This window comes from Catellatospora sp. NPDC049133 (assembly GCF_040648455.1).
Taxonomy (GTDB): Bacteria; Actinomycetota; Actinomycetes; order Mycobacteriales; family Micromonosporaceae; genus Catellatospora; species Catellatospora aurea.
Genome location: NZ_JBEZDT010000006.1, coordinates 106016 through 116884 on the forward strand (window position 1 = coordinate 106016; position 10869 = coordinate 116884).

A 10869-nucleotide genomic window follows, 5' to 3' on the forward strand; every position below is an offset into this window, starting at 1 on the left:
CGTGTCCGATCAGACCGCGTCGAGCAGCCTCGCCCCGGCCACGACCTCGGGCGCGACCCGCACCTGCACCTCGGAGCCCACCTGCAGGCCGAGCGACAGGAACTCGTTACGGGTGAGGGTGACGATGACCGGTTGCCCGGCCACGGCGACCTCCACCCTGATCTCGAAGCCGACGCGGGTGATCCGCGTGATGCGGCCCGCGACGGCGTCCGGCTCGCCGCCGCCGGTGAGCAGTTGCAGGTCGTGCGGCCGGACCAGCCGGTCGCCCAGCTCGGTGACCGGGCCGAGGAAGCGCATGACGAAGTCGTTGGCGGGGGTGTCGTAGAGCTCGTCGGGCGAGCCGATCTGCTCCACGCGGCCCTCGTTGATGACCACGATCTCGTCGGCGACCTCCAGTGCCTCCTCCTGGTCGTGCGTGACGAACACGGTCGTCACGTGGACCTCGTCGTGCAGCCGCCGCAGCCAGTCACGCAGCTCCTTGCGCACCTTGGCGTCGAGTGCGCCGAACGGCTCGTCGAGCAGCAGCACGGTGGGCTGCACCGCCAGCGCCCGCGCCAGGGCCATGCGCTGGCGCTGCCCGCCGGACAGCTGGGAGGGCAGCCGGTCCGCGAACTGCGACAGGTGCACCAGCTTGAGCAGCTCGTCGACCCGCTCGCGAATCTCGTCCTTGGGCCGCTTGCGGATCTCCAGTCCGAACGCGACGTTGCGGGCGACCGACAGGTGCTTGAAGGCCGCGTAATGCTGGAACACGAAACCGACGTTGCGCTTCTGCGGCGACAGCTTCGTCGCGTCCACGCCTTCGATCTCGATGCGGCCGCTGTCGGCCGTCTCCAGCCCGGCGATGATGCGCAGCAGCGTCGACTTGCCGCCACCGGACGGGCCGAGCAGCGCGGTGAGCTGCCCGGACGGAATGCTGACGGAGACGTTGTCGAGAGCGACGAAGTCTCCGAAACGTTTGGCAACGTTGACGATCTCGATACTCAACGGTCTTCCTTCGGCCGAATGACTGAGACGATGATGATGCAGGCCACCGCCACCAGGGCGAGCAGGAACGCGGTGGCGTACGCGCCGCCCTTGTCGAAGTTGAGGTACTTCTCCTCGACGACCAGGGTGGCGGTGCGGGTCTCGCCGAGCACGTTGCCGGAGACGACCTTGACCGCGCCGAACTCGCCCAGCGACCGGGCCAGGCTCAGCACGACGCCGTAGATGACGCCCCACTTGATCGACGGCAGGGTGATCCGCCGGAACGTCTGCCACGCGTTCGCGCCCAGGCTGCGGGCGGCCTGCTCCTGCTCCTCGCCGACCTCCTCCAGCACGGGCACCACTTCGCGGATCACCAGCGGCAGCGCGACGAACACCGTGGCCAGCACGATGCCGGGGGTGGCGAAGATGACCTGGAAGCCCATGCTCTCCAGGCCGGGTCCGAACCAGCCGGTGCGCCCGCCGTAGACCAGCACCAGGGCCAGGCCGACGACGATCGGCGACACCGACAACGGCATGTCCAGCAGCGCGCTGAGCAGCCGCTTGCCCGGGAAGTCGTACCGGACGAGTAGCAGCGAGATGCCCACGCCGAACAGCGTGTTGATGATCACCGCGATGATCGCGACCTGCACGGTCAGGCTGATCGCGTGCACGATGTCGGGGTCTTCGAGGATCCCGTTGATGTTGTCCATGCCGTCGGCGAAGGTGTTCTTGCCGACCAGGTACACCGGCCACGCCACGAGCAGGAACAGGTACGCGATCACGAGCAGGCGGACCAGGTAGGTGACCGGGCCGCGCCGGGTGCGGGTGCTGGGGTGGCTAGCCACGGCGCACCATCCTGCGCTGGATGACGTCGAGCAGCACGATGACCGCGAACGAGATGGCCAGCAGGATCGTGGCGACCGCCGCGGCGCTGTCCAGGTTGTCGTTCTCGATGCTGCTGAGGATGCGCACCGAGGTGACCTCCGTCTTCATCGGCAGGTTGCCCGACAGCAGCACCAGCGAGCCGTACTCGCTGACCCCGCGGGCGAACGACAGCGCGGCGCCCGCGGCGATCGCGGGCGTCAGGCTGGGCAGGATGATGCGCCGGAACACGGTGAACCGGCTGGCGCCCAGCGACATCGCCGCCTCCTCCACGTCGCGCTCCAGTTCGGCCAGCACCGGCTGCACCGTGCGGACCACGAACGGCAGGGTGACGAACAGGAAGGCGAGGAAGACCGCGGGGCGGGTGTTGGCGATGTCGATGCCGAGCGGGCTGGTCTTGCCGTACAGCGACAGCAGGACCAGGCCGGCGACGATGGTCGGCAACGCGAACGGGATGTCGATCAGGATCTCCAGGGCGCGCTTGCCGAAGAACCGGTCCCGGACCAGCACCCACGCGATCATGGTTCCCATGACGATGTTCACCAGTGTCACGGCGAACGCGGTGCCAACGGTGAGCTCGATCGCCGCGGCGGTCTGCTCGTTGGTCACCGCCTGCCAGAACGCGCTCCACCCGCCCGTCGACGCGGTTACCACCACGGCGGCCAGCGGGATGAGCACGAGCAGGCTGAACCACATCATCGCCACGCCGAACCCGAGTCCGGAGACTCGGGTCAGCGGGCGGCCGGTCCGGACCGGCCGGCGAGAGGTCGCCGGCCGGTCCGGAGAGAGCGCGGTCGAGGTCACTTAGCCTTGCCCGAGGCTGCGATGACCTTGACGATGATGCCCTCCTTCTCGTCGAAGAACTTCTTCGACAGAGCCGACCAGCTCTCGAAGTCCTTCGACACGGTGAGCAGCTTCTCCGGCGCGGGGAACGGGTTGGCCGGGTCCTTGGCGCCCTCGATGCCGGTGGTGTCGACGCCCTCGATGATCGGCCGGAAGCCCTTGAGGGCGAACTGGCGCTGGCCTTCCTTGCTGAGCACGAAGTTCAGCCAGTCCTTGGCCTTGGGGTCGGCGTTGACGAGGATCGCGCCCGGGTTCTCGATCAGGATGGTGGTGGCCGGCACGACCCAGTCGAACTTCTCGCCCGCCTGGGTGGCCAGGATGGCCTCGTTCTCGTAGGCCAGCAGCACGTCGCCGGTGCCGCCGAGGAAGCTGGTGGTCGCGTCGCGGCCGCTGCCGGGCAGGGCGACGACGTTGGCGAACAGCTTGGTCAGGAACTCGGTGGCCTGCGCGTCGGTGCCGCCGTTGGCGGTGACGTGGCCCCACGCGGCGAGCGCGTTCCACCGGGCGGCGCCCGAGGAGGCGGGGTTCGGGGTGACGATCTGGACGCCCGGCTTGATCAGGTCGTCCCAGCCCTTGATGCCCTTCGGGTTGCCCTCGCGCACCGCGAGCACCACGATCGAGGAGGACACGATGCCCTTGTTGGGGCCGGCGTTCCAGTCCTTGGCCACCAGGTTCGCGTCGACCAGGCGGGTGACGTCGCTGGAGACCGAGAAGTGCACGTAGTCGGCCTTGAGGCCGGCCACGACCGCGCGGCTCTGGTCGCCGGACGCGCCGTACGACGTCTGGAACTTGACGCCCTTGCCGGCCTCGGTCTTGTTCCACTCGGCCGCGATCGCCTTGTTCGCCGCCTCCGGCACGGCGAAGCCGACGATGTTCAGCGTGGTGCTCGATCCCGTGGTGCCGCTGTCGCCCCCGCCGCAGGCCGACAGCGCCAGGACGGCGGTGGCGGCGAGTGCGGCGGCTGCTCTGATCCGGTTCTTCATGCGGAACCTGTCCTCCTCGAGCGCAAATGCGCACACCGAATAACGCCGAGAGTTCGGCGTGATCGGTAGTCATCAATGTTTGGGGGTGCAGTTCTGTGGTGGCGCATGGTCGACCGGCACGTGCGACGTCGGGCTCCGATGCCACGACCTCCGGCGGGTGCCCGCCGGCAGACGTGATCCGGAACGACCACGAAGCGAATATCCCACTAATCCGCTAGACTTTCAATGGTTTGCCGAGCGGACCCCGGGCATACAAGACAAATGCCCGAATATGAGAAAAAATGACTGGCCGAACGGACTACCTCCCGGAGGGGCGCGCGAGCCGTGGCGCGCCAGAGGGAGCAAAAGTGGTTGAAAACCCGTGAAAAGTGGCAGAACTGCCTGTAGGTTGTTTCATTCTCTGAACCGACAAGTCCGACAAGCCCGTGATGCTAGCTTCGGGAGGTCGGCCCGACGGTGTGCCGCGACGTACGCACTGCCACATTCGCCTGCAGGGAGTCGCCACATGAGCACCGGTATGGTCACCACCAAGGACGGAACCCAGATCTTCTACAAGGACTGGGGTACGGGACAACCCGTTGTCTTCAGCCACGGCTGGCCGCTCACCGCCGACGCCTGGGACGATCAGATGTGGTACGTCGTCTCCAACGGCTTCCGCGGCATCGCCCACGACCGGCGCGGCCACGGCCGCTCCAGCCAGCCGTGGGAAGGCAACGACCTCAACACGTACGCCGACGACCTGGCCGCGGTGATCGAGAAGCTCGACCTGCGCGACATCGTGCTGGTCGGCCACTCGACCGGCGGTGGTGAGGTCGTGCGCTACATGGGTCGACACGGCACCGACCGCGTCTCCAAGGCGGTGCTGGTCGGCGCGATCCCGCCGCTGATGCTGCAGACCGACGCCAACCCGGAAGGCCTGCCCCGCAGCGTCTTCGACGGCTTGCGCGAAGGCGTCGAGCGTGACCGGTCGCAGTTCTGGAAGGACCTGAGCGCGCCGTTCTACGGGGGCAACCGCGAGGGCAGCAAGGTCAGCCAGGGTCTGCGCGACTCGTTCTGGCTCATGGGCATGACCGTGGGCTTCAAGGCCGCCTACGACTGCATCAAGGCCTTCTCGGAGACGGACCTCACCGAGGACTGCAAGAAGATCGACGTCCCGGTGCTCATCATCCAGGGTGACGACGACCAGATCGTGCCGATCGTCGCCTCGGGCCAGAAGTCGTCCAAGATCATTCCCAACAACACCTTCAAGGTGTACCCGGGAGCGCCGCACGGCCTGTTCGCCACTCATCAGGACGAGTTCAACGCCGACCTGCTGGCGTTCCTCAAGGGCTGATCGCCGCCGTCCGCAGGGAGGGAGCAGGCGTGCTCACGTTGGGTTTTCTCGTGGAGATCGAGGCCAAGCCCGGCAAGGAGGGCGAGGTCGCGGAGTTCCTGCGGCAGGCCAAGGTACTGGTGGACGCCGAACCCGGCACCATCGTCTGGTACGCCTTCCAGGTCGGGCCGACCTCGTTTCGCATCTTCGACGCCTTCAACAACGAGGACGACCGCCAGTTCCATCTGGCGGGGAAGGTACGGCAGGGCCTGGAGGCCCGCGCGGATCTGTTCGATCCGCCGCCGAGGATCAACCCGGTGGACCTGCTGACGTACAAGATGCCGTCCTGACGGTGTCCGCACGGGAGCTCTGCCACGCGGCAGGGCTCCCTTCGCTGATCGTCAGCGCCGGGCCACGGGCCGCACCGGGTCGGGCCCGAGCTGCTCGATCGTGTACCCGCCGGGGTAGTGGCGGCTGGGCTGGCCGGGCGTGAAGATGTCCTTCGCCGCCGGTCGCAGGCGGCGCTTGAGCGCGCCGGCCCGCAGCGCGCCGTGCACGACGGCGCGGGTGGCCAGGCTCGGCTTCGGCACGCCGAGCGCCCGGCGGACGTCGTCGTCGAGCAGCGCGTCGCCGGCCGCGCCCGCCCAGCGGCGCAGCGCCTTCGGAAAGCGGGCGGCCAGCACCTCCCGGGTGGCGTCCATCAGCCTGGTCGCCGCTTCGTCGTAGGCGAAGTTGTCGCGCTCGTAGGCGTTGAACCACTGCTCGAACTCCGCCCACGTCACCGGGACGTCGCGGATGTTCATGAGCTTGCCGACCTCGATCCAGAAGTGCCAGGTGGCGGTCCGTTCGTCGGCGGTGAGGCGGCGCGGGCCGTACCGGTCGATCCAGCGGGTCGGGATGAAGATGAAGGTGCCCAGCGTGTACCGGTACTCGTCGGGGGTGATGTCGTACACGCGGTGGATGCGGTTGAGCGCGGAGATGACCTGCCTGCTGCGCGGGTGGGCGGGTCCGTGGGCGATCACCTCGTACATCATCAGGCCGGTGTCGTCGGTGCGTTTCGCGGACCGCTCGGTCATCTCGCCGGTGTCCAGCAGCAGCCGCGCGGCCGCCGGGACCGCGAACGTCCGGTAGAACGCGAGGTTCAGCCCGATGCGCACGTCCGCGGCGAACTCGCGGAGCGCAAGGTGCCGGTAGACGGCGTGGTGGTCGAGGTGTTGCGGCTGCGACACGGTCAGTTCCCCACGGGTTGTTCGAGGGCGGGGCCGCGGCGCAGGATCAGCTCGGCCAGGGCGTGTTCGACGAAACGGGAGCGGTAGGTCTGGGCCAGCCGCGCCAGCCACACCGCCTCCCGGTCCTTGGCCACCTCGACCATCTCCACGTGGACCTGGTGGCCGGGCTCGCCGGCGCGCTTGGCCCGCAGCGCGTCGGCCACCTGGGCGGCCTGGGCGACCAGGATCACCGTGTCGGCGTCGAAGCCCGCCTTCACCGCCTCGGCAGCGCCGATGCGGTACGCGAGATCGTCGAGCCAGGGCCGCAGCTCGGACAGCCCGTCGTGGACCTCGATGGTGCGCTGCATCAGCCGCCGCCCGTTGCCGTACCAGTTGACCAGCCAGCCCACGGTGCCGTACCGCACAGGGCCTTTCAGGACCTGCGGGTATTCGGTGGCCAGGTCGCGGTAGAGGGGCTCCATGCGGTGGCACAGCCAGGCCTGCCGGCAGCGTCGCGCGAACTCGATCACGGCGGTGGTGACCAGCGGGACGATGGCGCCGAGGCAGAGGAACACGACGCCGACGCAGACCAGGGCCAGGCTCAGCGGGGTGTGCGCGGGGAGCCGGTGCCCGGTGAGGCCGACCAGCCCGTCCACGGCGGCCATCAGCTGATACGCCAGGCCGAACGCGGTGCCGACCGTGAACAGCCGCAACCCGACCCGGGTCTGCGCCGTGACCACCATCCGGGAGTAGCGGATGCTCAGCCGGCACAGGTCCAGCAGCACCCAGGAGTACGCCAGGGCGTACCCGACCGAGTAGAGCGCCACGGTGGTCCGGTCGATGTTGTCCAGTCGCCAGCTCGACGGGGTGTCGGCGACCTCGGGCGTGAGCGCGAACAGCACGACGAGCGCCGCTGTCGCCGCGCCGGTGATCGCGGCCCGGTAGCGGGCCGCGGCACGGGCCCCGTCGGCGCCGCGGGTCCAGCACAGCATCATGATTTCGGCGAAGAACGCGGCGACCAGCCCGAGGCTGTGGCTGATCACGATCGCGGTGTTGTGGTGCCCGGTCAGCGAGCTGATCGCCTGGTATACGGGATGGATGGTGACGACCTGCGCCGCGCCGCCGAGCAGGTTCCAGGCGAGCAGTGCCTTGCCCGCGGGGGTGCGGGCCTGCGGCCTACGGGCGAGGACCGAGCCAACGACGACGGCGGCGAGCAGGAACGCCCCGCTGGTCAGCCAGGGAATCAACGGTCACTCCTTGATCCAGTGTCTTCATCACCCGCAGCACGTCCTCGGGCACCTTGGGGGCCGGCAGGGCGGCCTGTTCGAGGATCAGCTCGGCCAGGGTCTCGGCGCGGATCTCCTCGTCGCCGGTGTAGCCGTGCGGCAGCACCGACTCCTGTGCCAGGGCGGTCGTGGGGTGCCCGCGGTGTCCGAGCCAGATGTGCGCCACCTCGTGGCAGACGATCACCGACCGGTGCAGCGGCGTGGCGGTGCGCTCGTACACGATGTAGTCCTGGTGCGCCGCCGCCACCCAGCAGCCGGTGACTCCGCCCGCCGTCGGCCACGGGATCAGGATGATCGGGCGACCGCGCCGCTGCCCGAGCCACTCGACCAGCGCGACCACGTCCCAGGGGTCGGGAATGGCCAGCCCGTCGAGCGCGGCGCGGCACTCGGCGACGACCTCGCGGCTGGGTGGCATAGGCGGACAGTCTAAATCGGCGCGTCGTCGGTCGCCCCGGGCCGGGTGGCCGCGCGAGCCTCCAGTTCGGCGATGTGATCCAGGACACCGTTCAGCATCGCCAGGCCCGCCGGTGAGATGGCCCTCGCCCGCATCGCGAAGGACCAGACCTCGGGGTCGACCGTGCCCGAGCCCGCCGGCATGAGGTGGTTGTCGTCCATGCCGAAATGCCTGGCCAGCCGCATGAGGATGCCCGCCTGGGTCTTCTCCGGCGGGGTGTTGCCCTTGCGCAGATCGAAGATCAGCGTATGCGAACAGCCGACCGCTGCGGCCACCTCGCGATCGGTGTAGCGCTTCGCCGTACGCGGGTTGGTGATGGTGTCGAAAAGCCTGGTCAAGCGCTCGGCGACCGTTCCTGGGCCGCTGTTCTCGCCCATGACGCCCCTAGTCATCTGAAGCTGACGCCAGCCACGGAGCTGTTAGCTGTGGTTGACAGAATCCATAGTCAACAGCCTATGCTGTCGGGGTCCAAGACTCAATTCGCCGATGCACGGCCGAAAGCCGTGCGCGGTCGGCGTTTCGGGTCCGGACGAACAGGACCGCGCGGGGCCGCACCCGCGCGGGGCGGCAGGCGCGACGGGGGAGTGCCTGCACAGCGGCGTAACGGGGGCACAAGGGGAGCGGCCCGCGCGGCCACTCTCCTTGTGACGCGCGCGAGGGCGTGCCGCCGCAGCCCGCAAGGCCGCCGGGCGAAGCCCGATCGCGGCCGTACCGGCGTGCCGGTTGCCCCGACCGCCCCGGTGGGGTACATTTGATCAAGCATCTCTCGATGCAGGCGTGGAGTTCCCGCCCCGAGGATGCCCTTTCCCGAGAACCGGCCACGCTCCGCGCGTCCGCCGGGACCGGCTTCCACCGCACCGCCGCCTCAGCCGCCGAGCCCTCCGGACCATTCTGGATCCGCCCGGCAGACGCATCAGGCGCTCGGTGCCCATCGCGCCCCAGCACGCCCGTGCCCTGGCGCACCGTCTCCGAGGAGTACCCATGACCGATCTCGACCTGCGGCCCTCCGCCGCGGCGAGCCCCGCCGCCGCGAACGGTGCGACGGGACCAGCCACCTCCACCCGCCGCCGCCGCACGACGGCCCGCCCCCGCGCGAACGTGCGGGACCACATCGAGCACGATGCCGCCGAGCCTGGCGCCGAGGCTCCGACGACGGCCGTCAGCGGCGTCGTAGACGTCCGCGACAAGCACTGCTTCGTCCGACTGGTCGGCTACCTGTCCGACCCGGGCGACCCGTACCTGCCGCCGGGCCTGGTCCAGCGCCTCGGCCTGCGCCGCGGCGACCTCGTCACCGGCACCGCCGCGCAGCCCGCGACCGTCCGCCGGTCCGGTTCCGGCGAGCGCGCCGACGCGCGCCGCGCCCAGCGGCCGACCGTCACCACGATCGAAACCGTGAACGGCGAGCCCGCCGGGCACCTGCGCGACCGGCCCGACTTCTACGCGCTGACCCCGATCTACCCGCGGGAGCGGCTGCGCCTGGAAACCACCCCGGACATCCTGACCACCCGGGTGATCGACCTGCTCACCCCGATCGGCAAGGGCCAGCGCGCCCTGGTCGTCTCGCCGCCCAAGGCAGGCAAGACCATGGTGCTGCAGGCGATCGCGCACGCGCTCACGGTCAACCACCCCGACGCGCACGTCATGGCGATCCTCATCGACGAGCGTCCGGAGGAGGTCACCGACATGCGCCGCACCGTACGCGGCGAGGTGGTCTCCTCGACGTTCGACCGGCCGCCGGCCGACCACATCGCGGTCGCCGAACTGGCCATCGAACGCGCCAAGCGCCTGGTCGAGCAGGGCCGCGACGTCGTCGTGCTACTCGACTCCATCACCCGGCTGGGCCGCGCCTACAACCTCGCCGCGCCGTCCAACGGCCGCATCATGTCGGGCGGCATCGAGGCCGGCGCCCTGCACGCGCCCAAGCGCTTCCTGGGAGCGGCCCGCACCATCGAGGGCGGCGGCTCGCTGACCGTCATCGCCACCGCGCTGGTGGAGACCGGTTCGCTGGGCGACACCGTCATCTTCGAGGAGTTCAAGAGCACCGGCAACGCCGAGCTGCGGCTGCTGCGCGGGCTCGCCGACCGGCGCGTCTTCCCGGCCGTGGACGTCGACTCCTCCAGCACCCGCCGCGAGGAACTGCTGGTCGGCCCGCAGGAGCTGGAGCTGGTCCGCCGCCTGCGCCGCGCCCTGCACACCATGGACAGCCAGCAGACCGGGGAACAGCTCGTCGACCGGCTGCGCAAGACGGGCAGCAACGCCGAGTTCCTCATGCAGCTCGCCCGCAGCACGCCCTGACCTGCCGCGGTGCACCGTCCGTTCCGGAACGTATCTGTTACCTGCCCGCATGGAACCGGCCGTCCGCCCGGCCGCGTTGAACCAGCAGGGAAGGGGACACGACATGGTAGGTCGGAGCAGCGCTCATCATCGCCGCGTGGCAGCTCGTTCGGCTCGCCCGTGGCTCGTCGCGGTGGCGGCGGCGTCCTTGTTCACCTCAGGCTGCGGTCTGTTCGGTGATCCGGTCGAGGACCGTTGGGCGTCCAGGACGGAGTTTCCCAGCTGTGGCGAGGTGAGCTTGGGGCTGAATGAGGAGATGCGGCAGAAGGCGGTGCAGGAGATCGCCTGCCTGGAGCGCGCCCTCGAGAGTGGCGAGAGCGCGGAGCTGAAGGTGACTTTCCCGACCATCGAGGGTGACCCTGTTCGCGAGTACTACCGGGTGACGCCGCAAGGCGGGCTTGAGGTGTACACCGACAGCACGGACGACAGCTTCTCGGATCAGAAGTGGTCGTTCGCCGAGTGCTACTCGCCCGTGTGGTTGACCGGGGTCTCCTGCGCCCGGTGACCCTGCGTGCGGCGGGCGCCGGCGCGGGGGGGCCGGGGGGCCCCCCCGCCCGGGGGGGGCATGAGCGCCGGGTGGGGGAGGGGTGTGTTGGGCGGGCCC

The 10869-nt window shown here is 69.7% G+C and carries 12 protein-coding genes; 4 read left to right on the forward strand and 8 right to left on the reverse strand.

The window, feature by feature from the left end; genetic code table 11:
- Positions 1–9: 9 nt before the first annotated feature.
- From AB0B35_RS08440 to AB0B35_RS08455, 4 genes are read right to left on the reverse strand one after another with little or no spacing between them, the layout of a single operon-like run.
- The gene (locus AB0B35_RS08440) at positions 10–984 is read right to left on the reverse strand and encodes a sulfate ABC transporter ATP-binding protein (RefSeq protein WP_361042422.1); all 975 of its coding nucleotides are present in this window, start codon (positions 982–984) and stop codon (positions 10–12) included.
- A complete protein-coding gene (locus AB0B35_RS08445; protein ID WP_361042424.1) occupies positions 981–1808 on the reverse strand; it encodes a sulfate ABC transporter permease subunit in 828 nt (275 codons plus the stop codon). Before AB0B35_RS08445 ends, AB0B35_RS08440 begins: the two co-directional genes overlap by 4 nt.
- Positions 1801–2649, reverse strand: coding sequence for a sulfate ABC transporter permease subunit CysT (cysT, locus tag AB0B35_RS08450; RefSeq protein WP_361042427.1), 849 nt, complete (start codon positions 2647–2649; stop codon positions 1801–1803). The genes AB0B35_RS08445 and cysT overlap by 8 nt, the downstream gene beginning before the upstream one ends.
- Entirely contained in the window at positions 2646–3671 is a 1026-nt protein-coding gene (locus tag AB0B35_RS08455; RefSeq protein WP_361042430.1) for a sulfate ABC transporter substrate-binding protein, read from the reverse strand. The genes cysT and AB0B35_RS08455 overlap by 4 nt, the downstream gene beginning before the upstream one ends.
- 505 nt (positions 3672–4176) lie before the next feature.
- Between AB0B35_RS08455 and AB0B35_RS08460 the strand changes: the two genes are divergently transcribed.
- Complete coding sequence (locus AB0B35_RS08460) at positions 4177–5004, forward strand: alpha/beta hydrolase (protein WP_361042432.1); 828 nt, start codon at positions 4177–4179, stop codon at positions 5002–5004.
- 29 nt (positions 5005–5033) lie between these two features.
- Positions 5034–5333, forward strand: a complete 300-nt coding sequence (locus AB0B35_RS08465) for an antibiotic biosynthesis monooxygenase (RefSeq protein ID WP_361042434.1) — start codon at positions 5034–5036, stop codon at positions 5331–5333.
- A gap of 51 nt (positions 5334–5384) precedes the next feature.
- Here AB0B35_RS08465 and AB0B35_RS08470 read toward each other — a convergent pair whose 3' ends face one another.
- The 4 genes from AB0B35_RS08470 to AB0B35_RS08485 are packed head-to-tail and all read right to left on the reverse strand — an operon-like array spanning position 5385 to position 8308.
- Positions 5385–6212, reverse strand: a complete 828-nt coding sequence (locus tag AB0B35_RS08470) for an oxygenase MpaB family protein (RefSeq protein ID WP_361042437.1) — start codon at positions 6210–6212, stop codon at positions 5385–5387.
- 2 nt (positions 6213–6214) lie between these two features.
- Complete coding sequence (locus tag AB0B35_RS08475; RefSeq protein ID WP_361042440.1) at positions 6215–7438, reverse strand: MAB_1171c family putative transporter; 1224 nt, start codon at positions 7436–7438, stop codon at positions 6215–6217.
- Positions 7368–7892, reverse strand: coding sequence for a hypothetical protein (locus tag AB0B35_RS08480; RefSeq protein ID WP_361042442.1), 525 nt, complete (start codon positions 7890–7892; stop codon positions 7368–7370). The genes AB0B35_RS08475 and AB0B35_RS08480 overlap by 71 nt, the downstream gene beginning before the upstream one ends.
- A gap of 11 nt (positions 7893–7903) precedes the next feature.
- Positions 7904–8308: a hypothetical protein gene (locus AB0B35_RS08485; protein WP_361042444.1), complete on the reverse strand. Its 405-nt coding sequence runs from the start codon at positions 8306–8308 to the stop codon at positions 7904–7906.
- 604 nt (positions 8309–8912) lie between these two features.
- Between AB0B35_RS08485 and rho the strand changes: the two genes are divergently transcribed.
- Positions 8913–10226: a transcription termination factor Rho gene (rho, locus tag AB0B35_RS08490; RefSeq protein ID WP_361042446.1), complete on the forward strand. Its 1314-nt coding sequence runs from the start codon at positions 8913–8915 to the stop codon at positions 10224–10226.
- Positions 10227–10362: 136 nt separating this feature from the next.
- Complete coding sequence (locus tag AB0B35_RS08495) at positions 10363–10770, forward strand: hypothetical protein (protein ID WP_361042448.1); 408 nt, start codon at positions 10363–10365, stop codon at positions 10768–10770.
- Positions 10771–10869: the final 99 nt, after the last annotated feature.

What these genes read in the sequence shown, in the direction of transcription:
- AB0B35_RS08455 (WP_361042430.1), bottom strand. Translation starts at nt 3,671, where the DNA reads ATGAAGAACCGGATCAGAGCAGCCGCCGCACTCGCCGCCACCGCCGTC.
- AB0B35_RS08460 (WP_361042432.1), top strand. Translation starts at nt 4,177, where the DNA reads ATGAGCACCGGTATGGTCACCACCAAGGACGGAACCCAGATCTTCTAC.
- AB0B35_RS08480 (WP_361042442.1), bottom strand. Translation starts at nt 7,892, where the DNA reads ATGCCACCCAGCCGCGAGGTCGTCGCCGAGTGCCGCGCCGCGCTCGAC.
- AB0B35_RS08485 (WP_361042444.1), bottom strand. Translation starts at nt 8,308, where the DNA reads ATGGGCGAGAACAGCGGCCCAGGAACGGTCGCCGAGCGCTTGACCAGG.
- rho (WP_361042446.1), top strand. Translation starts at nt 8,913, where the DNA reads ATGACCGATCTCGACCTGCGGCCCTCCGCCGCGGCGAGCCCCGCCGCC.